Origin of the sequence: Streptomyces sp. NPDC048001 (assembly GCF_043203115.1) — a bacterium.
GTDB lineage: Bacteria > Actinomycetota > Actinomycetes > Streptomycetales > Streptomycetaceae > Streptomyces > Streptomyces sanyensis.
Genome location: NZ_JBIDBN010000003.1, coordinates 76,721 through 100,351, shown reverse-complemented (window position 1 = coordinate 100,351; position 23,631 = coordinate 76,721). Strand labels below are relative to the sequence as shown.

22 protein-coding genes are annotated in these 23,631 nt (G+C 75.7%); 17 read left to right on the top strand and 5 right to left on the bottom strand.

The window, feature by feature from the left end; genetic code table 11:
- Nucleotides 1–5 precede the first annotated feature (5 nt).
- Nucleotides 6–1,235 carry a saccharopine dehydrogenase C-terminal domain-containing protein gene (locus ACGF15_RS07035; RefSeq protein WP_345615807.1) on the bottom strand — a complete coding sequence of 410 codons (1,230 nt, stop codon included), beginning with the start codon at nucleotides 1,233–1,235 and terminating at the stop codon, nucleotides 6–8.
- Between the two features lie 122 nt (nucleotides 1,236–1,357).
- On the opposite strand from ACGF15_RS07035, the gene ACGF15_RS07030 reads away from it, so the two are divergent.
- Nucleotides 1,358–2,083 (top strand): TetR/AcrR family transcriptional regulator, encoded by a 726-nt coding sequence (locus tag ACGF15_RS07030; protein WP_345615806.1) that lies wholly within the window; start codon nucleotides 1,358–1,360, stop codon nucleotides 2,081–2,083.
- A gap of 11 nt (nucleotides 2,084–2,094) precedes the next feature.
- Here ACGF15_RS07030 and ACGF15_RS07025 read toward each other — a convergent pair whose 3' ends face one another.
- Nucleotides 2,095–3,681 (bottom strand): molybdopterin-dependent oxidoreductase, encoded by a 1,587-nt coding sequence (locus ACGF15_RS07025; protein ID WP_362615324.1) that lies wholly within the window; start codon nucleotides 3,679–3,681, stop codon nucleotides 2,095–2,097.
- Nucleotides 3,682–3,919: 238 nt separating this feature from the next.
- Between ACGF15_RS07025 and ACGF15_RS07020 the strand changes: the two genes are divergently transcribed.
- The 3 genes from ACGF15_RS07020 (at nucleotide 3,920) to ACGF15_RS07010 (ending at nucleotide 6,821) form a co-directional block, all read left to right on the top strand.
- Nucleotides 3,920–4,489 carry a DUF4383 domain-containing protein gene (locus ACGF15_RS07020; RefSeq protein WP_345615804.1) on the top strand — a complete coding sequence of 190 codons (570 nt, stop codon included), beginning with the start codon at nucleotides 3,920–3,922 and terminating at the stop codon, nucleotides 4,487–4,489.
- 115 nt (nucleotides 4,490–4,604) lie between these two features.
- Nucleotides 4,605–6,503, top strand: a complete 1,899-nt coding sequence (locus tag ACGF15_RS07015; protein WP_392797108.1) for a hypothetical protein — start codon at nucleotides 4,605–4,607, stop codon at nucleotides 6,501–6,503.
- A 147-nt stretch (nucleotides 6,504–6,650) separates the two neighbouring features.
- Nucleotides 6,651–6,821: a hydrophobic protein gene (locus ACGF15_RS07010; RefSeq protein ID WP_256523470.1), complete on the top strand. Its 171-nt coding sequence runs from the start codon at nucleotides 6,651–6,653 to the stop codon at nucleotides 6,819–6,821.
- A 238-nt stretch (nucleotides 6,822–7,059) separates the two neighbouring features.
- Here the strand turns inward: ACGF15_RS07010 and ACGF15_RS07005 are convergent, their stop codons facing one another.
- On the bottom strand, nucleotides 7,060–7,233 hold the full coding sequence (locus ACGF15_RS07005; RefSeq protein ID WP_345615802.1) for a CsbD family protein: 174 nt from the start codon (nucleotides 7,231–7,233) through the stop codon (nucleotides 7,060–7,062).
- A gap of 205 nt (nucleotides 7,234–7,438) precedes the next feature.
- On the opposite strand from ACGF15_RS07005, the gene ACGF15_RS07000 reads away from it, so the two are divergent.
- The 7 genes from ACGF15_RS07000 to ACGF15_RS06970 all read left to right on the top strand — a co-directional run bounded on the left by ACGF15_RS07000 (nucleotide 7,439) and on the right by ACGF15_RS06970 (nucleotide 13,723).
- Nucleotides 7,439–7,744, top strand: coding sequence for a hypothetical protein (locus ACGF15_RS07000; RefSeq protein WP_392797107.1), 306 nt, complete (start codon nucleotides 7,439–7,441; stop codon nucleotides 7,742–7,744).
- Nucleotides 7,745–7,832: 88 nt separating this feature from the next.
- A complete protein-coding gene (locus ACGF15_RS06995; protein WP_345615801.1) occupies nucleotides 7,833–8,306 on the top strand; it encodes a carboxymuconolactone decarboxylase family protein in 474 nt (157 codons plus the stop codon).
- A gap of 132 nt (nucleotides 8,307–8,438) precedes the next feature.
- Nucleotides 8,439–9,080, top strand: coding sequence for a TetR/AcrR family transcriptional regulator (locus tag ACGF15_RS06990; protein WP_392797106.1), 642 nt, complete (start codon nucleotides 8,439–8,441; stop codon nucleotides 9,078–9,080).
- Nucleotides 9,077–10,258: an FAD-dependent oxidoreductase gene (locus ACGF15_RS06985; protein WP_392797105.1), complete on the top strand. Its 1,182-nt coding sequence runs from the start codon at nucleotides 9,077–9,079 to the stop codon at nucleotides 10,256–10,258. The genes ACGF15_RS06990 and ACGF15_RS06985 overlap by 4 nt, the downstream gene beginning before the upstream one ends.
- Before the next feature lie 136 nt (nucleotides 10,259–10,394).
- The gene (locus ACGF15_RS06980) at nucleotides 10,395–10,958 is read left to right on the top strand and encodes a TetR/AcrR family transcriptional regulator (protein ID WP_392797104.1); all 564 of its coding nucleotides are present in this window, start codon (nucleotides 10,395–10,397) and stop codon (nucleotides 10,956–10,958) included.
- 43 nt (nucleotides 10,959–11,001) lie between these two features.
- Nucleotides 11,002–12,039, top strand: a complete 1,038-nt coding sequence (locus ACGF15_RS06975; RefSeq protein ID WP_345615797.1) for an NAD-dependent epimerase/dehydratase family protein — start codon at nucleotides 11,002–11,004, stop codon at nucleotides 12,037–12,039.
- Between the two features lie 193 nt (nucleotides 12,040–12,232).
- Nucleotides 12,233–13,723, top strand: a complete 1,491-nt coding sequence (locus ACGF15_RS06970; protein ID WP_392797103.1) for an FAD-dependent monooxygenase — start codon at nucleotides 12,233–12,235, stop codon at nucleotides 13,721–13,723.
- 27 nt (nucleotides 13,724–13,750) lie between these two features.
- Here the strand turns inward: ACGF15_RS06970 and ACGF15_RS06965 are convergent, their stop codons facing one another.
- Complete coding sequence (locus ACGF15_RS06965; protein ID WP_362614277.1) at nucleotides 13,751–14,440, bottom strand: ScbR family autoregulator-binding transcription factor; 690 nt, start codon at nucleotides 14,438–14,440, stop codon at nucleotides 13,751–13,753.
- Between the two features lie 98 nt (nucleotides 14,441–14,538).
- Between ACGF15_RS06965 and ACGF15_RS06960 the strand changes: the two genes are divergently transcribed.
- Both ACGF15_RS06960 and ACGF15_RS06955 read left to right on the top strand, forming a co-directional pair.
- On the top strand, nucleotides 14,539–15,432 hold the full coding sequence (locus ACGF15_RS06960; RefSeq protein ID WP_362614274.1) for an NAD(P)H-binding protein: 894 nt from the start codon (nucleotides 14,539–14,541) through the stop codon (nucleotides 15,430–15,432).
- 302 nt (nucleotides 15,433–15,734) lie between these two features.
- A complete protein-coding gene (locus ACGF15_RS06955; protein ID WP_345615793.1) occupies nucleotides 15,735–16,187 on the top strand; it encodes an SRPBCC family protein in 453 nt (150 codons plus the stop codon).
- Nucleotides 16,188–16,251: 64 nt separating this feature from the next.
- Here ACGF15_RS06955 and ACGF15_RS06950 read toward each other — a convergent pair whose 3' ends face one another.
- Entirely contained in the window at nucleotides 16,252–16,986 is a 735-nt protein-coding gene (locus ACGF15_RS06950; RefSeq protein WP_362614270.1) for an alpha/beta hydrolase, read from the bottom strand.
- Between the two features lie 318 nt (nucleotides 16,987–17,304).
- On the opposite strand from ACGF15_RS06950, the gene ACGF15_RS06945 reads away from it, so the two are divergent.
- From ACGF15_RS06945 to ACGF15_RS06930, 4 genes are all read left to right on the top strand, one after another.
- Nucleotides 17,305–18,042 (top strand): response regulator transcription factor, encoded by a 738-nt coding sequence (locus ACGF15_RS06945; protein WP_345615791.1) that lies wholly within the window; start codon nucleotides 17,305–17,307, stop codon nucleotides 18,040–18,042.
- Nucleotides 18,039–19,622 (top strand): sensor histidine kinase, encoded by a 1,584-nt coding sequence (locus ACGF15_RS06940; protein ID WP_392797102.1) that lies wholly within the window; start codon nucleotides 18,039–18,041, stop codon nucleotides 19,620–19,622. Before ACGF15_RS06945 ends, ACGF15_RS06940 begins: the two co-directional genes overlap by 4 nt.
- A gap of 255 nt (nucleotides 19,623–19,877) precedes the next feature.
- Nucleotides 19,878–21,218 carry a glycosyltransferase gene (locus ACGF15_RS06935; RefSeq protein ID WP_392797101.1) on the top strand — a complete coding sequence of 447 codons (1,341 nt, stop codon included), beginning with the start codon at nucleotides 19,878–19,880 and terminating at the stop codon, nucleotides 21,216–21,218.
- Nucleotides 21,215–23,476 (top strand): glycosyltransferase family 39 protein, encoded by a 2,262-nt coding sequence (locus ACGF15_RS06930; RefSeq protein ID WP_392797100.1) that lies wholly within the window; start codon nucleotides 21,215–21,217, stop codon nucleotides 23,474–23,476. The genes ACGF15_RS06935 and ACGF15_RS06930 overlap by 4 nt, the downstream gene beginning before the upstream one ends.
- The last annotated feature ends 155 nt before the right edge of the window (nucleotides 23,477–23,631 follow it).

The following is a 23,631-nucleotide window of genomic DNA, read 5'->3' as shown; positions in this document are numbered from 1 at the left end:
CGGGCCTACTGCTCGCGCATGCCCCAGGGCGAGCCGTAGGCGGTGAGGAGGTCCAGGAAGGGGCGCGGCGGAAGGGCCTCGGGACCCAGGACCCCGGTTCCCGACCAGGTGCCCGAGGCGATCAGCTCCAGGGCCACCACCGGGTTCACGGCCGTCTGCCAGACCACGGCCTGGCTGCCGTACTCCTTCATGGACCAGGCGTTGTCGACGACGTGGTGGAGGTAGACCTCGCGCGGCCGCCCCTCGCGGGTGCCCTTCACCCAGGTTCCGGCGCACGTGCTGCCCTGCATCCGGTCGCCGAGGGCCGCCGGGTCGGGGAGGCAGGCCGCCACCACGTCGCGCGGGGAGACCTCGACCCGGGAACCGTCCGCCGCGGTCACGGCCACCGGCTCGGTGCGGTCCAGACCGATGCGGTGCAGCACGCGCAGTGCGTTGATGAACTCCTCGCCGAGGCCGTACTTGAAGGTGACCCGCCGTGCGTCCACCCACCGCGGGATCAGCAGCACCTCCTCGTGCTCGACGTTGACGCACTCCACCGGCCCGATGCCGCCGGGGAAGTCGAAGACCTCCGGCTCGCTGAACGGCTCGGTGGTGAACCAGCCCCGGTCCTTCTCGTAGACCACCGGAGGGTTGAGGCACTCCTCGATGGTGGTCCAGATGTTGAACGAGGGTGCGAAGTCGTGGCCCTCGACGGTGAGGTTCGCCCCGTCGCGGACCCCGACCTCCTCGATGGTGTCGAACAGCTCCTCGGCCGCGTAGCGGGCGAAGACGTCCGACAGCCCCGGCTCCACCCCCATGCCCACCAGGGCCAGGCGCCCCGAGCGCTCCCATGCCTCCGCCAGCGCGAACTGCTCGTCGCCGAGCATCACGCCGGTGCGCTCGTAGGGCAGCTCGGGATGCGGTCGCGACAGGGACATCGCCATGTCCAGGTAGTTCGCCCCGACGGCGAGCGCGGCCCGGAACAGCGGCATCACGAACCGCGGGTCCGTGGCGTTCAGGAGCACGTCGCAGCGCTCCGACGCGAGCAGGGCGCGCACCTGCTCCTCGTCGGAGGCGTCCAGCCGCGCCGCCGCGAAGCGCTCCTGCGCCCCCTCGCCGCGAACCGCCGCCACGGCCGCCTCGGCCCGGCCCAGGTCGTAGTCGGCGACGACCATCCGCTCGAAGAAGCCGCGCCGGGCGGCGATGCGGGTGACGGCCGTGCCGACACCGCCCGCACCGATCAGCAAGATGCGCATAGCAGGTCCTTTCCGTTCATGACGGGCGCTCCGCGCCGTCGGCCCGATCCAACGCAACCCGGTTGCCACGGTCAATGGCGTTGGCATAAGGTCCACGCGAATGCCGACGAAACGGACCCGGAATGCCCAAGAACGTCGTCGCCGAAGGCGACCGCCGGCGCCGCAGGCCGACCAAGCAGGGCGCGGTGCTCTCCGAACGGCTCATCGTGCACACGGCCCTGCGGATGCTCCGCGAGCACGGAGGCACCGGACTCACCGCCCGCCGTCTCGGGCTGGCCCTCGGAGCCGATCCGAGCGCCCTGTACCGCTACTTCCGCGGCATGGACGAGCTCGTCCTGGCCATCGGCGACGAACTGATCGGCCGTGCCCTGGACGGCTGGTCGCCGACCGAGGACTGGCAGCACGACCTGCGCACCCTCGGCCGGCGTGTCCACTCCGCCTACCTCGCCCACCCGCAGGCGGCGGTCCTCACGGCCAGCCGGGTCTCGGGCCGCGCCAACGAGATCGCGGCCGACGAGGCCGTTCTCGGGGTGCTGCACCGCGCGGGCTTCCCGGTGCCCGAGGCCGTGCGGGTGTACCACTGCTTCATCGACCAGGCCCTGGCCTTCGCCGCCCTCGACGCCGCCGCACTGGCCCTGCCGCAGGAGGCGCGCGAGGCGGACGAGGCCGTCTGGCAGGCGACCTACGCGCGGCTGCCCGCGGGCACCCACCCCCGGATCGCGGGCTCCGCCCCGTACCTCGTCGCGGAGATGAACGTCAGCGCCTACCCGGCCGCCCTGGACATGCTGATCGAGAGCGCCGCGGCCCGGCGGGCCGCCCGGGCGGACGCGAGGGCCGACGGCGCCTGACGCCCGGCGCGCTAATCCACCGTCACCACCACGGAGTGCCAGCCCGTGGCCCCGTCGGGGATCGGCCGGGCGCGCCGCTCGGGCTGCGTCCGCCCGGTCCGGTCGGTGGCCCGTACGGTGAGCGTGTGCGAGCCCGGCGTCGCCCGCCAGGGGAAGGACCACTGGCGCCAGGTGTCCACCGTGTGCTCGGCGGCCAGGTCGGCCGGCACCCAGGGCCCGTCGTCGACCCTCACCTCCACCTTCTCCACGCCCCGATGCTGCGCCCAGGCCACACCCGCGACCATGACCGTGCCCCGCGCGGGCCGGGCGAAGGGCCTGGGCGTGTCGATCCGGGACTGCGTCTTCACCGGGGCCCTGCGCGCCCAGGAACGCTCGACCCAGTAGGGGTCGTAGGCGTCGAAGGTGGTCAGCTCCAGCTCCTTCACCCACTTGCACGCGGAGACGTACCCGTAGAGGCCCGGGACGACCATCCGGACGGGGAAGCCGTGGTCGAAGGGGAGCGGAGCGCCGTTCATGCCCACGGCGAGCAGCGCGTCGCGGCCGTCCATGACGTCCTCGACCGGTGTGCCCAGCGTCATTCCGTCCACCGAGCGCGCCACCAGCTGGTCCGCCGGGCCGCCCCGCGAGGGCGGCCGCACGCCGGCCTCCTCCAGCAGGTCCGCCAACCGCACGCCCAGCCACCGCGCGCTCCCCGTGTAGGGGCCGCCGACCTCGTTGGAGACGCAGGTCAGGGTGATGTCACGCTCGATGAGCTCGCGTGCGAGCAGGTCCGGCAGCGACAGCTCCACCGGTCGCCGCACGCCCGTGCCGTGCAGGCGCAGCCGCCAGGCCCCGGCATCGACCTTGGGCACCACCAGGGCCGTGTCGACGCGGTAGAAGTCCCCGGTGGGCGTGGTGAACGGCGTGATGCCGGGGATCCTGAGCGCGGCCCCCCGGGGAACGGCCGGTGCGGGCGACGCGGGCGCGGGCAGCACCACCGCCTCGCGCGAGGCCACCGCGTCCCCGCCCCGGAGTCCGGCGAGGAGGCGGCCCACGGCGCCCGCCCCGGCCGACGCGGCGGCCACCGCCCCCGCGGCGACGAGGAACCCGCGGCGGTCCCAGGCCGGGCCTTCCGCACCCTGCGGGCCGGCGGTGCGGGCCGCCTGGAGCCTGCCGGCCAGCAGGTACAGCACCGCCGCCCCGGCCGCAGCCCCGGCCGCCGACGGGATCGCGTCCGTCCACGACGCCGAGTCCGGGCGGCCGAGCGCCGCGGCCGCCCCCACCGCGCCGAACGCCAGCACCGCTGCGGAGCCCGCCCGGCGGTGCCGCAGCGCGAGCAGGCCCACGGCCGCGCCGCACAGGGCGAGGACGGCCAGGATCCCGAGCCGCAGGACGAGCTTGTCGTCCTCCCCGAAGGTGCGGATGGCCCAGTCCTTCACCGGCGCGGGCGTGAGGTCGATCGCGCTCCCGCCGACGGCTGCCACCGGCCCCGCCCCGGGCCGGACGGCGGCCGCGGCGAGTTCCGCCGCCGCGAGCGAGGCGAAGGCGGCCAGCAGGCCGCTCGCGGCGGCGAGGCCGCGGAGCAGGGGTACACGCTTCTCGGTCGTCACAGCTGGCATTCGGAGACGTCACCGCCGGGGATTGGTCGGCGCCGAGGCCGCCGGGGGCCGGGTGCCTCGCGACCACCGTACGCCGCCGGCAGGGCCCCGGAGGAGGGGAGCGCCCCGTGGCCGACCGGCACGGGTGCCCGCCGGGCTCCGTCACCGCGGGGAGGGGGCCGAGAGCACGCAAGGGTCCACAAGGGTGCAGATCCGGAGGAAATGCATCCCCCGGTGGTCCCGGCTCCGAACAAGCGGCATGAGACTCCGCGACGAACTCCCGGTCGACCACCACCTGGCGACCGTCTACCGCTACGGCGCCGCCTTCTGCGGCCTGGTCCTGATCGTGTTCGGCTGCCTCGGCTTCGCCGACGCCCTCAGCCCGTTCTCCACCTCGGGCGACACCATCGCGGGCATGACCACCAACGTCGCCCTCAGCGTCCTGTCGACCGTGGTGGGCCTCGTCCTGATCGCCGGCGGCGTGATCGGCGGGAACGCGGCGTCGACCCTCAACATGACGGTCGGTGCGCTCTTCGTCCTCAGCGGCTTCGCCCACCTGGCGGTGCTGGACCGCCCCGCCAACGTCCTCGACTTCGGCATGACCAACGTGATCTTCAGTTTCGTCATGGGCCTGGTGATCCTCACCTTCGGGATGTACGGGCGGGTCTCCAGCAAGCTCGGGCACGACAACCCCTACTGGCGGCGGCGCCACCCGGAGCAGGCCGCACGGGAGGCGGCGGCACGCGCGGCGGCCGAGGCACGCGGCACCCTCCCGGCGTCCGGTCCCCGCCCCGCCGTGGCCCCGTCCGCACACGACCCGAACACCTGAGACGCGGATCGGCGGAACGTGTGCCCCGCCACCGGCCGGGGTGACCGCGGCCCGTGACCACTCGTTGACCCGGACGGCGTACCTGACCGTCCGACGAACCACGAGCCGAGGACACATGCCGAATCCGCCCGATCCCGTGGCACCCGAGGGCCCGGGCGGCGCCCCGGGCCCCGGGCACGCCCGCGACGACGAGCCCGTCCACGCCCCCGCCGCGCCGTACGGCCGACTCGTCAGGATCGCCTACCTCGTCCTCCTGCCGGCCCTGGGCGCCCACCGCGCCGTGATCGCCTCGCACACCCTCGCCCAGCGCGCCCTGGCAGGCCGCCGCGGCGGCACCGCCGGGTACGGGCAGAGCCGGGTGCGCCTCGTCCGGTACTGCCTCGCCGCGCCGCGCAGACCCTGGACCACCGCGGGACTGCCCCTCGTCCTCGGACTGCGGATGGCACCGCGCATGGGCGGCGCGGACGAACTCGCCGCCGCCCGCGCGCTGTCGCTCCTGCCTCCCGAAGCCCGTGCCGTCCTCGCGCTCACCGCCGTCGACGCCCTCCCCGCACCCGAAGCCGCCGAGGTCCTGGCCAGGGCCGGGGTCCCGGATCCGCTCGCCGCCGTCCGGGCGACGTCCGGCCCGGCGGCCCTCGCCGACGCAGGAAGGATCTTGCGGGCGGCCGAGTTCGATCCGGGCCAGGTGCGGCTGCACCCCACCGACCTGCTGCGCCGCCGGGCACTGACCCGCACCGCGGTCGCGGTCCTCGCGGTCTGCCTCCTGGGGGCAGCGGCGCTGTGGGGGTCGGGGGACGGCCCGGCGGGCCCGGCCGCGGGACCTCCCGGGCGGACGGCGCCCCGTGCCCCGGACGCCGCCGCCCTGCGCACCGCCCCCTTCGACCGGTGGGAGCGCACCGCCCGCGTCGACTTCACCGCATGGCCTGCGCGCGGTGGGCGGCGCGGTGACCTGGGGCTGCTCCAGCGGGCGCTGGACGCCTGGGCGGGAACGGCGGACGCCCCCCGTCCGTCCACGGCCGCCGACACCGGTGCCCAGCCGCCCGCCGGGCCTCCGTCGCTGCTCTTCGCCGACCGGCTCGACGGGGTCGACGTGGTCCTACTGCACGACGGAACACGCCTGGCCCGCTACACGGAGAGCGGCGGCGGTGAGGACCCGCCCGAACTGCACCTCGCACGCACCGACCGGGCCGATGTCACCACCGCGGCCGCGGTCGCCCTGACCCGGGGCGCGCGCGGCACCCGCTACCTGCTGGCCCCCTGGATCGCCCGGACCGGGGCACGGGACCTCAGGGAGCCGCAAGCCGCCACCCGCCCGATCGACACCCGCGCGGGTGTCACCGAACCGGTCCCCGCCCCGGCCGCCGACGGGCCCTGCGACACCTGGCCGGTGCTGGTGCTGCGCTCCTCGACGCGGATCGCCGAGCGGCACGGCTTCCTGCTCACCGACCTCGGCGGTCTGACACCCGTCCACCTCACCCACACGCCCCCACCGGGCGCGGGCGCGCCTGCAGGCCGGCCCCGCGAGGCCGTTTCGCCCTCCGCCCTGGCCAGTTGGGCGCGCAGCGCCTGCACGCTGCGAGGCCTCAGGGACCAGGGTGTGCGCGCCGTGAACGACTGGGTCTTCGCCCGCCAGGACCTGCCCGAGGGCGCGGGGCCGGCGGCCTGGGTCTGCACCCGGGCGGACACCTGGCAGGGCCGGGGGGAGGTCGCCGTCCGCTTCCAGCCCCCGGGATCCGGCCCGGGGACGCCCGGCCGCGTCGTCGCCCGGGCCCGGGACACGGCCGCGTGCACCCACGTCGGCCGCCATGTCGCGGCGGGGACCCGCTGGCGCTCGCCCGGAGGGAACTGGTTCGTCCTGGCGGCGGGCAGCCGGGCCACCGTACGCCTCGATCTCGGTGGGGGACTCGACACGAGCGTGGCGGCGACGACGGCCGCCGTCGCCGCGGCCGCCGACACGCCGGTCGCCGTCACGGCCCGACTCGCCGACGGCACGCGGACCGGGCCTCCGCGATGAGCCTCCCGGCTGTTCCCGCGGTGCCCCTCGCGCTGCGCAGAGCACTGCCGTTGCGCAGAGGGATTCCGCACCCGGTCCGGCGCGAGGAAAAGCGGCAGGTGTGCTTCGGGACGTCAGGGGAACCAGCGTCGAAGGAGGTTGATAGACATGGTCCCCGTCCTTCTTGTTCTGCTTCTCGCCGTGATTCTGTTCGGCGCCGGATTCGCATTGAAGGCGCTCTGGTGGATTGCCGCCGTCGTGCTGGTCGTCTGGCTGCTCGGATTCGTCATCCGTCCGGCGGCGGGTGCGGGCCGGCGTGGCCGCTGGTACCGCTGGTAGGCGGTCGCACGCTCCCCTGAGAGGGCGGCTGCCGAACTACGTCCGCGGGGGTCCGGGGAATTCCTCCGGACCCCCGCGGACGTATTCCCGCGCCACGGCCGGAATCCGGATGCGTCCCTGCGCTCCGCGTCGCTGCGTTGCGGTCGCGCAGGCGGCGGCGGGTGGCGTGAGCGGGTGCACACGCGAAGGAGCGGGGCTCCGCACCCGGTGTGCGGCCCCGCTCCGGTGCCCCGGCGCCTCAGCGGCGGAACATGTCCTTGATCTTCTCCTTGGCCTGGCGTGCATCGCCCTTGGACCGCTCGGTGCGGCCTTCGGCGGTCTTGCGCTCATCGCCGAGCGCGCGGCCGAGGGTCTCCTTGACCTTTCCCCTGACCTGCTCGACCCGGGCCTTGGCCTTCTTCTCGCCCGACATCGTCTCACTCCCTGAAGTCGTGGTGTCCGATGTTGGTGCGTCTTGCCGCCGAGGCGCGGGCGAAACGGGAAATTCCGAGGAAATGCGCTGCGCTTCGGGATGCGCGGGTGAAGCCCTTCGGGAAAAGGGGGCCGGATGCCGCGCTGCTCCGGGGAAGAGGAGGGGGAGCGTTTTTCCGCGGGGATGTCCGAAGGCGCTGCGCCGCATGGCCCCGGCTGCCGCGCGGCGGCCGGGGCCGGTCGTCTCCGGGGCCGCGCTGCTGGGCACCCTCGACCCCGCCCGCTCCACGACGCTCGTCCGTGTCCATGTGCGCGCGTTCCTCGACCGGTTCCTCCGGGGGCGCCCCGCCCCGCTGCTCGACGCGCCGTCGCCCCGCTACCCGGAGGTCGAGTTCCGCCGGCCGTGCGAGGCGGGCTCGGCCGGCCGGCCCGGGTCGCGGAACCGGAAGGGCCGACCTGCGGACCCGCGCCGGCCCGGGTCGCGGACCCGGTACCGCTCCGGCAGCCCGTGAGGCGCAGATCACACGGCGGGGTGTCACATCCCGTCGGGCGCCCTCCGTCACGGAGGTGAAACCACACGCGAGAACGCAGGAGTTCACCATGGACGCCCGAATGGACCTCTTCGCCAACCCGGTCTCCGCCGCCATCCTCAAGCGGATCCGCGCGGTGGGGGCGGTGGTGGCCGGCTCGGCCCTGCCGGCCGCCACCCAGGAGCTGGTGAAGATCCGTGCCAGCCAGATCAACGGCTGCGGGTTCTGCACCGACATGCACACCAAGGAGGCCGCGCACGCCGGGGAGACGGCGACCCGCCTCCACCTGGTGGCGGCATGGCGCGAGGCCACGGTGTTCACCGAGGCCGAGCGGGCCGCCCTGGAGCTGACGGAGCAGGGCACCAGGATCGCCGACGCCGCGGGAGGCGTCACGGACGAGGCGTGGGACGAGGCGGCCCGCCACTACGACGAGGACCAACTGGCCGCGCTGGTCTCGCTCATCGCGCTCATCAACGCCTACAACCGCGTCAACGTCCTCGTCCGCCAGCCCGCGGGCGACTACCGCCCCGGCCAGTTCGGGTGAGCGGCGGGGCGGGCTGCCGCCCGCCCCGCCTCTTTCTGCACCGTGCCCCGGGGGAACCCGGCCGCCCGGCCCCGCAGGGGAGGGCCGGGCGGCCGTTTGCCCCAGGCTGAACAAGCGTTTAATGTGCTGAACATGCGTTCAGTCATGAGAGGTGACGGCGACCGGACGAGTCGCGCCGTGATGAGGGACGAGGCCCTGGGGCTCTTCGCCGCATCGGGGCCGGATGCGGTCTCCGTGCGGCAGATCGCCCAGGCCGCCGGGGTGTCCCCGGGGCTCGTGCTGCACCACTTCGGTTCCAAGGACGGGTTGCGGCAGGAGGTGGACCGGCACGTCCTGGCCGTCTTCGAGGCGGTCCTCGGCGAGGTGGCGGTCCGGAGCCCGGCGGGCGGGCCGGCGCAGGGACCGCAGCACGGCCTCGCGGCGGCCGTGCTGCGCCATTTGCCCGCGGACTCCCCGGTGCCCGCCTACCTGGGGCGCCTGCTGCTGTCGGGATCGGAGGAGGGGCGGACCCTGTTCCGCCGGCTCTTCGAACTCAGCCGGCGCGCCCTGGAGCAGATGGAGCGGGCGGGTCAGGCGTCCGGCGGCCGCGACCCGCAGGTGCGGGCGGCGTTCCTGCTGGTCAACGATCTTGCGCTGCTGCTGCTGCGTCCGAGGGTGGCCGAGGTCCTCGGGGTCGATCCGCTCTCCGCCGAGGGCCTCGAACGCTGGGCGCCGGAGGTACTGGCCATCTACGGCGGGGGACTGACCGCCGAGGGAACGGGTGATACGGCATGAAGGCAGTGGTCTGCGGGGCGGGAATCGCCGGACTCGCGCTGGCGCACCGGCTGGACGCGCTGGGCTGGGAGGTCGTGGTCGTGGAGAGGGCTCCCGGGCCCCGGACCCAGGGGTACATGGTCGACTTCTTCGGGCCGGGCTACGACGCGGCCGAGGCGATGGGCCTCCTGCCGCGGTTGGAGGAACTGGCCTACCGGATCGACGAGGCCGGCTTCGTGGACGAGCGCGGGCACCGCCGTGCGGGTCTGGACTACACGCGGTTCGCCCGCGCCCTCGACGGCAGGATGCTGAGCATCATGCGACCCGACCTGGAGCGGGCGCTGCGCGAGGCTCTCCCCGCGGCCGTGGACCTCCGCTTCGAAACGGGCCCGACCGCGGTCCGCGACACCGCCGACGGAGTCCGCGTGACACTCCTCGACGGGACCGTCGAGACGGCCGACCTGCTGGTCGGCGCCGACGGCGTGCACTCGACGGTCCGGAGGCTGGTCCTCGGCGAGGAGGCGTCCTTCCTCCGGTACATGGGATTCCACACGGCCGCCTACGTCTTCGACGACCCGCAGATCTTCGCGCAGGTGCGGGACCGCTTCTGCATGACGGACACCGTCGACCGCCAGATGGGTCTGTACGGCCTGCGCGACGGGCGCGTCGCCGCGTTCGGGGTGCACCGTGCCGAGAGCGGCGCCCTCCCCCCGGACGTGCGCGAGGCGGTGCGCCGCGCCTACGGGGGGCTCGGCTGGGTCGTCCCCCGTGCCCTGGGTGCGTGCCCGCCGTCCGGGGAGGTGTACTACGACCAGGTGGCGCAGATCGTGATGGACCGCTGGAGCAGCGGGCGCACCGCGCTGGTCGGGGACGCCGCCCACGCCGTCTCCCTCCTCGCCGGACAGGGCGCCTCGCTCGGGATCGCCGGTGCGTATGTGCTGGCCGAGGAGCTCGGACGGTCGGCGTCCGTGGACGCCGGGCTCGCCGCCTACGAGGCGCGCTGGCGACCCGTGGTCGAGGACCGGCAGGAGGCCGGCCGCGCGGCGGCCGAGTGGTTCCTGCCGGCCTCCGCCTCGCGCCTGCGCCTCAGGCGGGCGGCGATGCGGCTGTCCGGCTTCCCCGGCGTCGGCCGGCTGGTGGCGCGCTCCCTGTCCGGCAAGCCGGCCGTGCTGGCCCGCGAGGCCGCCCGGTCTGCGTAGCGCCCGCGGTCGCCCCCCCTCCGCGCCGGAAGGGGCGGGGCGGGGGGCCAGGCCGGGAGGCGCGGTGCGGCGCCCCCGGCGGGCGTGCCCCGGACAGGGGTTGACACCCGCTCAGTGAGTTAGTTGACTAACTGATATGAGTCGAACGGACAGCGGAAAGCGCGCCCGGCTGGTGGAGGCGGCGGTCGGCGTCGTCCACGAACAGGGCTTCCATCGCACGACCCTGGCCGACATCGCCCGCAGGGCCGAGGTACCCCTGGGCAACGTCTACTACTACTTCAGGACCAAGGAGGACCTCGGCCGGGCGCTGATCGAGGAGCAGGCGGCTCGTCAGGCGGCCCTGAGACAGCAGTGGGAGGCCCGGAAGGACCCCCGTGCCGAGATCGACTCCTTCGTCTCCATGACCCTGGAGAACCGGGACTCCCTCGCCCGCAGCGGCTGCCCCGTGGGCACCCTCTGCGGTGAACTCGGCAAGCACGGAGGCCCGTTGGCCCGGAGCGCCGGCGGTGTCCTCGCAGACATCCTCGACTGGCTCACCGAGCGGTTCGACGCCCTCGGCACCGACGAGGCCCCCCGGCAGCTCGCCGTCCACCTGCTGTCGGCGCTCCAGGGCGCGAGCCTGCTGGCCCACGGCTTCGCGGACCCCGCCCTCGTCGAGGGCGAGGCCCGACGGCTCCGCCGCTGGCTGGCCACCCTGTGACGCGGCCCGCAGAGACGTCCCCGAACCCCGAAGGAGCCCTCGCATGACCCCCTCCCGGGACGCGGTGCGCGTCCTTGTCACCGGAGCCACCGGATTCCTCGGAGGCCACACCCTCAGCGCGCTGGCCGCCGACCCGAGGGCCGAGCCCGTGGCCGCATGCCGCGACCCGGACCGCCTGCCCGAGGGCTTCGCGGGCGAGGTGCGGGCAGGGGACCTGCGGGACCCCGGCTACCGGCGCAGCGTCGTCCGCGGTATCGACGTCGTCTGCCACGCGGGGACCTGGGGCGCCTTCTGGGGCCACCGGCGCGAGGAGCGCACGCTGTTCCTGGAGCCCGCCCTCGACCTCCTCGCCCGGGCCCGCTCGGCAGGCGTGCGGCGCTTCGTGCTGGCCTCGACCGTCGCCGTCGGCACGCCCTCCCGCGACGGCGGCCCGGTGGACGACCTCTCGCCCCTGCGCCCCACGGGTTTCTGGCCGCACGCGGACCGGCTCATCGACCTCGACCACCACATGCGCGCCACGGCCGGGCAGGGCACCGAGATGGTCGTCCTGAGGCTCGGCCACTTCGTGGGGGCGGGCAACGCGCTCGGCATGGTGCCCGCCCTCGTCCCCCGCCTGCGGACCAGGATGGTGCCCTGGCTCTCCGGCGGCCGCAGCCGCCTCGCGCTCGTCGCGGACACCGACCTCGGGCAGGGCATGGCCCTGGCGGCGCTCGCGGAGGGACTCGACCCGTACGAGTCCTTCAACATCTGCGGTCCCTCCTTCCCCACCATGCGCGAGGTGCTGGAGTACGTCTGCGAGGAGACGGGCCTGCCCGCGCCCCGCTTCAGCGTCCCCTACGGGGCGGGCTTCGCCTTCGGCGGCCTCATGGAGGCGCTCCACCCGGTGCTGCCCGGATCCGCCCCCTTCCTCACCCGGTCGCTCGTCCATGTCGCCCGGGACTGGTACTGCCCGAGCGACCGTGCCGCAGGGAAGCTCGGCTACGCGCCCGCCAAGGACTGGCGCACGGCCGTCAGGGAGACGCTCGGGGCCCGTCCCCCCGCGGGATCCCGCTGGCCGGACCTGGCCCAGGCGGCACGGTGACCCCGCGCCCGCCCCTCGGCACCGCCCCGTCCGGCCCGGGGCGCGAGGCGGCACGACCCGGAACCGGCGCTGCTGCCGGTTTCCGGCAGCAGTCCGCGGCGGTGCATGGGCGGCCCGGCCGGCGGGGTAGAGGTGTTCCCGGCCGCCCGGGCAGCGGGCGCCGAGGGGGCGCGGTGCGCGGCAGGGGGCGGAAGTGCGGACTCAGGTGGTCGTCGTCGGAGGAGGGCCCGTCGGCCTGCTCCTGGCCGCGGAACTGGCCGGCTACGGCGTGGACACCGTCCTGCTGGAGGAGCGCACGGCCGTCTCGGACCAGCCCAGGGCGACGACGCTGCACGCCAGGGCCGTGCAGTGCCTGGTCCGGCGCGGCCACCTTCCACCGTCCTCCGGAGGAGGCACCCGGGACTTCCACTTCGCGGGTCTGCCGGGGCTGCCCCTGACGGCTCCGGCATCGGAACCGCCGCCGCTGCTGAAGCGGCCGCAGGCGGAACTCGAGCGCCACTTCGAGTCGCGGGCTGCCGCGGCCGGGGTGCGCCTCCTGCGCGGCCACCGCGTCGTCGGCCTCGTACGGGAGGCGACCGGGACCGCGGAGCGCGTGCGGATCCGGGCCGAGGGCCCGCAGGGGGAGCTGACCCTCCTCGCCGACTACGCCGTGGGCGCGGACGGAGCCCGCGGCACGGTCCGGGGTCACGCCGGCATCGGCGCCGACAGCGAAGGCCCCACCGTCTCGGCCCTGGCGGGGGTCGCGACCCCCGACGACCCCGAAGCACTGCCCGACGGCTGGCACCGCACACCCCGGGGCTGGCTCGCGGTCAAGTCCGCGCAGGACGGCGAGCGGCACATCCGCACGCTGGACTGCACCGGGCCGCACCCCGGGCACCGGCTGCCGGTCACCCTGGAGGAGCTGGCCGGGGAGGCGTCCCGGATCGCGGGCCGCGAGATCGCCCTCACCCGGGGGCGCTGGCTCAGCCGCTTCAGCGACTACACACGGCTGGCCCGCAGCTTCCGCGCAGGCAGGGTGCTCCTCGTCGGCGACGCGGCGCACCTGCACTTCCCCGTCGGCGGGCAGGGGCTGAGCACGGGGGTGCTGGACGCGCTGAACCTCGGATGGAAGCTGGCGCTCGTCGTCCGCGGGGAGGCGGGCGACGGACTGCTGGACACCTACGACCGGGAGCGCCGCCCGGCCGCCCGCCGGGTCGTCGACAACACCCGCGCCCAGCTCGGGCTGATGCGCCCCGGCCATGAGGTCGACCGGCTGCGCGAGCTCTTCCGGGACGTCGTCGCCGACGGGCACGGGCAGCGGTACCTCGCCGGCCTGATCAGTGCTCAGGACACCGTCCACCCGGCGGCCTCGGGAAGGGGCGCACCCCCGGCCGGAACGTTCCTCCCGAACCGGGCCCTCACCACCGGGAGGGCCGGGGAGGGCCGGGGGGACGTCGTCGGCCTGCTGCGGGAGGGAGCGCCCGTCCTGCTGCTCTTCGGGGAGAAGGGCGAGGCCCACCGCGAGGCGGCACGCGCCTGGGCCCCGCTCGTGCGGGTGGCGCGGGCCCCGGAGACCGGCGACGCCCCGGCCGAGGCGCTGCTCCTGCGGCCCGACGGCTACATCGCCTGGGCGCCGGGCGACGTGGAACTCGGCGAGGCCCTCTCGGCCTGGTTCGGGCCGCGGGCCGGGGCCCCGCGGCCGTGAACGGGCGGAGCCGCAAGGGGCGGCGCGTCAGCGCGCGTCCGCCGGGCTCCGCCCCTCGGCCGGGCGCTCCGCCCCTCCGGCGCGCTCCAGCGCCCGGGCGTGCACCGCCGCGCCCCGGCCCTCCGACAGGTCCAGGGACGCGAGGACGGACGGCACCACGACGCCGGGGAGGACGTGGCGCATCAGCGCCCCCACCCGGCCGGTCAGGTCGCGGTAGTCGCACACGGCCTGCGACATGGACTGGATCCCCGCGAAGGAGGCCACGACGACGTCCGCCGTCTCGGAGGGGTCGACGTGGGGGAGCAGCTCCCCCTGCGCCTGCGCCCTCCGCAGCAGGGTCCGGCCGACCTCGGCCCAGCGCAGGAAGGGCCCGCTGCGGTCCAGGCCCTTGGCCTGCTGATCCATGGTGAGGCGCACCCCGGCCCGCACCATCGGGTCGGTCTGGAGGCGGTAGGCGTGCACCATCATGGAGTCGACGACCTCCTGCACCTTCACCGGGTGCTCGGGGACGGCGAGCTGCTGGTCCTGCTCGGTCAGGACGCCCTGGGCGAGGTCCTCCTTGGAGCGGAAGTGGAAGTACAGCGCCCCCTTGGTGACGCCCGCCTCGGTGAGGATCTGCGCGATGGTGGCCGCCTGGTAGCCGTTCTCCTCGAAGACCTTGGCGGCCGACAGGAGAATGGTCCTGCGTGTACGGATGGCTCGCACCTGCTCGGCCACGGTGTGCTTCTCCCTTCCCCGCCCGGCGGGTCGCAAAAAAACCGCCCGGTTCGTATCTTACAGCGGAGTTGACCACCGGGGACGGGGAAGGGGCCGTGATGATTCTGCTCACCGGAGCGACGGGGACCATCGGGCGGGAGGTGCTGCGGCTGCTGCCGCCCGGACTCCCGGCCCGCATCATGGCCCGGGCACCGGAACGCGTCGTCCGCGGGCGCCCGGAAGTCCGCGTCGTCCGGGGGGACTTCGGCGACCAGGACTCCCTGCTACGCGCGGCCCGGGGGGCGCGGACGGCCTTCCTGGTCACGAGCCGGATCGGGGACGACGACCTGCGCTTCCTGGACGCGGCCCGGGAGGCGGGGGTCCGGCGCGTGGTCAAGCTCTCGGCCGCGGGGGTACTGGACCCGCTGGCCGGCGACGCGATCACGCGATGGCAGCGCCGCAACGAGGAACTCTGGGAGCACTCGGGCCTGGAATGGACGCTGCTGCGCCCGCGCGCGTTCATGTCCAACGCGCTCGCCTGGGCGCCGATGGTGCGTGAACGCGGCGTGGTGCGCGCCCTGTACGGGCGCTCCGGCCATGCGTGCGTGGACCCGCGCGATGTGGCGGCCGTCGCGGTGCTGGCGCTGACGGAGCAGGGGCACGCCGGGCGCCGCTACACCCTGACCGGGCCCGCGGCGGTCTCCGCAGCGCAGCAGACCGCGCACCTGGGGGAGGCGCTGGGGCGCCGCCTCCGCTTCGAGGAGATGGACGCGGAGGAGGCGTGCGCGGCGCTGCGGAGGCGGTATCCGCGGGAGGTCGCCGACGCCCTGATGGAGAAGGCGGAACGGCTGCGCGCCGGGGGCAAGGAGGAGGTGGGCGCCGCGGTGCCCGCGCTCCTGGGGCGCCCCGCCGGCTCGTTCCGCACCTGGGCGCGCGACCATGCGGACGCCTTCGGGCCCGCACCCGCGAAGGAGGCGCGGCCCCGGTGCGCGCCCGGCCCCGGGGGCTCCTGAGGGGCCGCCCGCGGGGATCGCCCTGCCCGCCGCGGGCGGCGCCGGGCGGGAGCCCCGGGCCCCGGGGCGGCGCAACGCGCCGATAGCCGCGCCCGGCACGGGGGACCACCCGGTGCCGTCCCCCGGCCGCGTCCGCCGCGGGCGCCCGGGCAGGTGCGGCGCACCCGATCGGGCTACCGTGGAAGGGCCACGACCGGTCCGGCCCGCCGCACGAGTCCCTGCGTCCAGGTCCCGCCGAGCGCCCCGCCCGCCACCCGGGCGGCATCCGGCGCCGACCTGCGCGGTACCCCACGGGAGAGACGATGAGCACCCAGTTCGAGGCGACGGTCGACATCGACCGCCCCATCGAGGACGTCTTCGCCTATCTGGCGGACGGCGAGCACGACCCCGAGTTCAGCCCCCGCGTGCTGGAGATCTCCAAGACACCGCCCGGCCCCACCGCCGTGGGCACCGTCTTCCACAGCACCGTCAAGGACGCCGGCGTCAAGACCGTGCGCGACTTCGAGATCAGCGAACTCAGCGCTCCGACCCGCATCCGCTGGCACGAGGTGTCCACCAACGCCGTCACCGCCCGCGAGGGCGGCTACGACCTGGAGCCGACCCGGGACGGGGGAACCCGGGTGCGGATCTTCAACGTGCTGGAGGGGCACGGGGTCGGCAGGCTCCTCATCCCGTTCGCCGGCGGCGCCGCCCGCAAGGACGCCCCCGCCTTCGGACGGCGCATCAAGACGGCGGTCGAGAGCGGCACCGCCTGAGGCCCGGCCCGGGGAGGCCCGGGGCGACGCTCCGGCGGCGCCCCGGGCCCGTGCCGGCCGCGGGTCAGGCGGCTGCCTCGTCGAGGAGGCCGGCCAGATCCGCGGGTGCCGAGAGCATCGGCCAGTGCCCCGTGGGCAGGTCGAAGCGCCGCCACGGCGGCCTGCCCAGGAAGGCCAGCATCGGCACCCCGGCCTCCAGCATGCCGGTGAAGTCCCGGCAGGCGATCAGGACACGGTCCACGTCGGCACCTGGCTCTGCAGGACCGGCCAGGGGCTGGGTGTAGGTGCCGAACGGCTGATCGGTGGCCCGGGCGCGCAGCACGTCCTCCCGGTCCGCGTCGATCCCCTCGACGCTGCCGTACCGGCCCAGCACCTCGAAGGGAGGCATCGGCAGCCGCCATCCGTCACCCGATTCGGCCACCTCCCGGCGCAGCCGGTCCGCCTCCTCCGGCGGCATGAGGTCCAGCATGCGCATGCCCGTCGCGAACGGGGCGCTGTCGACGTAGACCACCCGCTCCACCCGGTCGCCGAGACGCGCCGCCGCGCCGGTGACCGGAGCTGCCGCGTAGCTGTGGGCGACCAGGGTGACGTCGCGCAGGTCGTTCCGCTCGACGAAACCGGCGATGTCGGCGATGTGCGTCTCCAGGTCCGTGTCGGGCCCGCCCCGGTCGGCCTGCTCGGCGAGGCCCGTCAGCGTCAGCGGCAGTGCCGTGTGGCCGTGCCCGCGCAGGGCTTCGGCGGTGTCTTCCCAGACCCACGCTCCGAGCCAGGCGCCGGGAACGAGTACGAAGGTGGCCATGTGTGAGTCTCCCAAGGGGTGAGGTGCCGTCACGAGCGTAGAGCCGGCGGGCGGTGGACGCCGCGCCGCGCTACCGGACGGTCCACCGCGCGCGGGGCAGCCGCCGCCGGCGGCGCGTGCCGACCCCCGCGGGGGATCGCCGCCCGCGGCCCGTCGGGCGGGCGGCGGCGACGCCGCGCCCCGGCCCCTCGCTCCTGCTCGGCGCCCTGGCCCGCCCCGTCCCTGCCGCCCCGGACGCTGCGGCGGCCCCGTCCGCTTCTCAGCCAATTCACAGGTTCGCCCAAGGAAGGTCTCAGCCCGGCGCCCCAGGCTGGCCGCATGACCGCCACCGCGCCCCAGCGGCGCACCGAGATGCTCCGACCGGACGGCAGCCCGGTCCGGGTGCTCGTCGTCGACGACGAGGCCGCACTGAGCGAACTGCTGTCGATGGCCCTGCGCTACGAGGGCTGGGAGGTCCGCAGCTGCGCCGACGGCGCGGGCGCGGTACGCACCGCCCGGCGGTTCCGCCCCGACGCGGTCGTCCTGGACGTCATGCTCCCCGACATGGACGGGCTGGCGGTCCTCGGCCGGGTCCGCGGCGAACTGCCCGACGTCCCCGTCCTGTTCCTGACGGCGAAGGACGCCGTCGAGGACCGCATCGCCGGGCTGACCGCCGGGGGAGACGACTACGTCACCAAGCCCTTCTCCCTGGAGGAGGTCGTCGCCCGCCTGCGGGGCCTGATCCGGCGCTCCGGTGCGGCCGCGGCCCGCAGCGAGTCACTGCTCGCCGTCGGCGACCTGACCCTCGACGAGGACAGCCACGAGGTCGCCCGAGCCGGGGAGTCGATCCACCTCACCGCCACCGAGTTCGAGCTGCTGCGCTACCTGATGCGCAACCCGCGCCGGGTCCTGAGCAAGGCCCAGATCCTGGACCGCGTCTGGAACTACGACTTCGGCGGCCAGGCCAACGTCGTCGAGCTGTACATCTCCTACCTGCGCCGGAAGATCGACGCCGGCCGGGCCCCGATGATCCACACCCGCCGCGGTGCCGGCTACCTCATCAGACCCGCGGAATGAAGCGCCTCTTCACCCTCCGCCGTCCACGGCGCCGCCCCTGGTCGCTGCGGGCGCGCCTGGTCGTCGCCTCCGTACTGCTGATCGCGGTCGTCGCCGCGGTGATCGCCACGGTCACCACCATCGCCTTCCGCACCTACCTCTACGGTCAGCTCGACTCCCAGCTGGCCGCGGTGGGGATGCGCGCCTCGGGCCCGCCCGCGGAGGCCGCGGCGGCCCCGCCCCAGGACCCGCTCCGCCGCGGACCGCTGGAGTTCGTCACCGGCGGCGGCGCCCCCCTGGGCACCGTGGGCGCCCAGGTCACCGCCGACGGATCCGTCGGCCGCGCCGTCGCCAGCACCCAGGCGGAGCCGTCCGGGCCCGCCCCCACCGAGAGCCGGCTGGACCCGGCGCAGACCGCCGCCCTGGAGCGGACCCCCCGCGACGGTGAACCGCACACCGTGCGGATCCCCGGCCGCGGCGAGCACCGGGTCGCCTACGTCTCCGGCGTACGCGGCGCCTTCCTCGTCGGCATCCCCACCACCGGCGTGCAGGACGCCCTCTCCACCCTCGTCCTCGTCGAGGTGTGCGTCACCGCGGCCGGACTGGTAGCCGCCGGGATCGCGGGCACCGCCCTGGTCACGGTCGCCCTCCACCCCCTGCGCCGGGTGGCCGCCACCGCCACCCGGATCTCCGAGACCCCGCTGCACCGCGGCGAGGTGGTGCTCCGCGAACGCGTCCCCGGCCCCGAGGCCGACCCGCGCACCGAGGTCGGCCGCGTGGGTGCCGCGCTCAACCGGATGATCGGGCACGTCGGCTCCGCGCTCGCGGCCCGCCAGGAGAGCGAGACGCGCGTACGGCGCTTCGTCGCCGACGCCAGCCACGAACTGCGCACCCCCCTGGCCTCCATCCGCGGCTACGCCGAACTCACCCGCAGGGGCAAGGAGAGCGGTACCGTCGGTCCCGACACCCGGCACGCCCTCGGCCGCATCGAGTCCGAGGCCGCCCGGATGACCCTCCTGGTGGAGGATCTGCTGCTGCTCGCGCGCCTCGACGCCGGACGCCCGCTCTCCTACGAGAGCACCGATCTCGTCCCGCTCGTCGTCGACGCCGTCTCCGACGCCCGGGCCGCCGGCACCGACCACGACTGGCGCCTGCACCTGCCCGACGCCCCGGCCGTCGTCCGCGCCGACCCGGCCCGTCTCCACCAGGTCCTGGTGAACCTGCTGGCCAACGCCGCCACCCACACGCCCCCGGGGACGACGGTCACCGCCCGCGTCCGCCCCGCGCCGGCCCATCCCGCAGCCGCCGCCCTGGAGATCGAGGACGACGGCCCCGGCATCCCGCCCGAGGCGCTCCCGCGCATCTTCGAACGCTTCGCCCGCGGCGACGCCTCACGCTCCCGCCAGGCCGGAGGCACCGGACTGGGCCTGGCCATCGTGGACGCCGTCGTCGACGCACACGGCGGCAGCGTCACCGTGGACTCCCGCCCGGGCCGGACGGTGTTCACGGTCGTGCTGCCCGCCGCCCCCGGCCCCGGAGCCCCGTCGGCCGCGGAGGACGCCGCCCCACCGCACCGGCCGCACCGTCCCGTCCGCCCCTGATCCCCCGGGACGCCCTGCGGACCCGCGCCCCGAGGCCGCCGTGCGCCCTGCGGCCCCCGTGCCGTCCCGGGGGCCCGCCGCCGCGCGGCCCTCCTCGCCCGCGGCCCCGGCCCGACCTCCCGGGCACCCCCGCCCCGGCCCCGCCGCACCCGCCGCCACCCCCGGGACCCGGGACCGGGGGCCCGGGGAACCCTCACAGCCGGCGCACAGCCGCACCACACCACCGTGACAGCGGGTCCGCAGAAGGTCGTCCGTATGCGAACAGACACCCACACGGGAGCGCTGCCCGCCCGCGAGCACCTGCTCGCCCGCCCGGCCCCCGTCCCCGTCCTCGACGTGGTGGTCCCCGTGTACAACGAGGAGGCCGGCCTCGAACGGTCCGTACTGCGCCTGCACGAGCACCTGAACGGCACCTTCCCCTACGGGTTCCGCATCACCGTCGCCGACAACGCCAGCACCGACCGCACCCCCGAGATCGCCGCCGCCCTGGCCGCACGCCTCCCCGGGGTCCGCTTCCGCCGACTGGAGGCCAAGGGCCGCGGCAGGGCGCTGCGCACCGTGTGGTCGCAGTCCGACGCCCCGGTGCTCGCCTACATGGACGTGGACCTGTCGACCGACCTCAACGCCCTGCTGCCGCTCGTCGCACCCCTGATCTCCGGCCACTCCGACCTGGCGATCGGCTCCCGCCTCTCGCACAGCTCCCGCGTGGTGCGCGGCCCCAAGCGCGAGTTCATCTCCCGGGCCTACAACCTGATCCTCAAGTCCTCCCTCTCCGCCCGGTTCTCCGACGCGCAGTGCGGGTTCAAGGCCATCAGGAGCGAGGTGGCCGAGCGGCTGCTGCCCATGGTCGAGGACACCGGCTGGTTCTTCGACACCGAACTCCTGGTCCTCGCCGAGCGCGCCGGCCTGCGCATCCACGAGGTGCCGGTGGACTGGGTGGACGACCCCGACTCCACCGTGCAGCTCGTCAGCACCGCCGCCGAGGACCTCAAGGGCGTGTGGCGGGTGGGCCGCGCCCTGGCGGTGGGGGCCCTGCCGCTGGACCGGCTCGCCCGGCCCTTCGGGGACGACCCCCGCGACCGGCTGCTGACCGGTGTGCCCTCGGGCCTGGCGCGCCAGCTGGTCGGCTTCCTCGCCGTCGGAGCCGCCTCCACCCTGCTGTACCTGCTGCTCTACACCCTGTTCCGGTCGGCCGCGGGCCCGCAGGCCGCCAATGCCGCGGCACTGCTGCTGTCCGCCGTCGCCAACACCGCGGCCAACCGGCGCCTGACCTTCAAGGTCCGCGGCTGGGAGCGGATGGTCCGCCACCAGGCACAGGGGCTGGTGGTGTTCGCGATCGGACTCGCCCTGACCAGCGGCTCCCTCGCCGCCCTGGACGCGGCGGCGGGGAACCCCTCGCACACCACCGAACTGGCCGTCCTGGTGGCCGCGAACCTGGCCGCCACCGTGCTGCGCTTCCTGCTGCTGCGGACCTGGGTCTTCCCCGAGACCGTCCGCACCCCCCGCACCCGCTCTGCGGACGCCGGCCCCGGCACCTCCCGCCGCGCCCCCGCCCCCGACCGCACCGCCGACGAGGACACGAGGTCCACCCGATGAGCACCGCTTCGACCCCTGCCGCCCCGGATCCGGGCGGGTCCACCGCCCCCGCCGCCGGGGGCGCCCCCGCAGCAGCGCCCCCCGCCACGGCCGCGGGAGCCGGACGCGGCCGCGTCCGCATCCCGGGGCGGCCGTGGCGCGGACGGGCGGAGGACCCCGCGTGGGCGCGTCCCGCGCTGCTGGCCCTGCTGGCCGCCACCGCCCTGCTGTACCTGTGGAACCTGGACTCCTCCGGATACGCCAACTCCTTCTACTCCGCCGCCGTGCAGGCCGGGAGCGAGAGCTGGAAGGCGTTCTTCTTCGGCTCCTCCGACGCCGCCAACTCCATCACCGTCGACAAGCCCCCGGCCGCCCTGTGGCCGATGGCGCTGTCGGTGCGGCTGTTCGGGCTCGGCTCCTGGCAGATCCTCGTCCCCGAGGTGCTGATGGGAGTGGCCACCGTCGCCGTGCTCCACGCGGCCGTGCGCCGCCGGTTCACCCCGGCGGCCGGGCTGATCGCCGGTGCCGTGCTGGCCCTGACGCCGGTCGCGGCCCTGATGTTCCGGTTCAACAACCCCGACGCTCTGCTGGCCCTGCTGATGACGGTCACCGTCTACTGCGTGCTCCGCGCCCTGGAGCAGGCCCGCACCGGGTGGCTGCTCGCTGCGGGCGCGGCCGTCGGGCTGGCGTTCCTGACGAAGACCCTCCAGGCCTTCCTGATCCTGCCGCCCCTGGCGGTGGTCTACGCGGTGTGCGCACCGACCCGGCTGCGCCGGCGCCTGGGGCAGCTGGCCCTCGCGGCGGCGGCGCTGCTGGTGGCGGGCGGCTGGTGGGTCGCGGTCGTCGAGCTGTGGCCGGCCTCCTCGCGCCCCTACATCGGCGGCTCGCAGGGGAACAGCTTCCTGGAACTGACCTTCGGCTACAACGGCTTCGGGCGGATCAACGGCAACGAGGTCGGCAGTGTCGGCGGTGGAGGCGGCCCGGGCGGCGGCGGCCGCTGGGGCGAGACGGGCCTGGACCGGCTGTTCGCCGGGAACATCGGGGGCCAGATCGCCTGGCTGCTGCCCGCGGCGCTGGTCCTGCTGGCCGCCGGGCTGGTGCTGACCCGTACCGCCCGGCGCACCGACACCGCCCGGGCCGCGTTCCTGGTGTGGGGCGGGGCGCTGCTGTCCACGGCCGCCGTGTTCAGCTTCATGGCGGGGATCTTCCACGAGTACTACACGGTGGCGCTCGCCCCGTACATCGCGGCGCTGGTCGGCATGGGCGCGACGATGCTGTGGGAGGAGCGGGCGCGTCTGCCCTGGGCCGTCTGCCTGGCGGGAACGGTGGCCCTGACCGCCTGGTGGTCCTCGCGTCTGCTGGACCGTTCGGAGGACTACCTGCCGTGGTTGTCACCGGCCGTCCTGGTGGCCGGACTCCTGGCGGCCGCGGGGCTGACGGCGGTCCGCCTGGGGCGCCGGGTGGTCCTGGCCTCCGCCGGACTCGCGCTGGCCGCCTCTCTCGCCGGACCCGCCGCCTACGCGGCCACGACCGTGAACAGCGCGCACACCGGGTCGCTGGTGACGGCCGGCCCGGCGGTCTCCGGCACCCGCGGGGGCCCCGGAGGCCAGGGCGGTCCGGGCGGTCCGGGCGGACAGGACGGCGCTGGGGGTGCGCAGCCTCCCGGCGCACGCGGCCAGGGGCAGGACGGCGCGGCCGGAGGCCAGGGCCGGGGTCCGCGCGGCATGCTCCCGCCGGGCCAGGACGGCACCCGCGCCGACGGCCGGGGCCAGGACGGCACCCGTCAGGACGGCACCGGTCAGGACGGCATCCCTCAGGACGACGGCCGCCGGGGCGGCGGTCCCGGCACCGGGGGCGGTCCCGGCACGGGCGGCGGTCCCGGCACGGGCGGCCGCGGCGGCACGGGCGGCCTGCTCGGCGGCACCCGGGTGAGCGAGGAGGCGAGGAGCCGCCTGCTGCAGGACGCCGGCTCCTACACCTGGGTCGCCGCGGCGGTGGGCGCCCAGAACGCGGCGTCCTTCCAGCTCGCCACGGGCGAACCGGTCATGCCCGTCGGCGGCTTCAACGGCAGCGACCCCTCCCCGACACTGGAGCAGTTCCGGGACCACGTCGCCGACGGACGCATCCACTGGTTCATCGGCGGCGGCGAGGGGGGCGGGCGGGGCGGCCCCGGCGGGGGCACCTCGACGGAGATCTCCTCCTGGGTCGCGGAGAACTTCACCGCCGTCACCGTCGACGGGACCACGCTCTACGACCTGAGCGCCCCCGCCGCCTCCTGAGGCCCGCGGCCCGCGGGGGCGGGACCGGTGCCGCCCCCGCGGGCCGGAGGAGCCGCCCGGCCCGGAGCCCGGTGCGGGCCCGGGCGGCTGCCCCGGTCTCCGGCCGTCCGGGCCGGAGGGCCCGCACGGCCGGAGCCCGGGGCACGGTGTGCTCG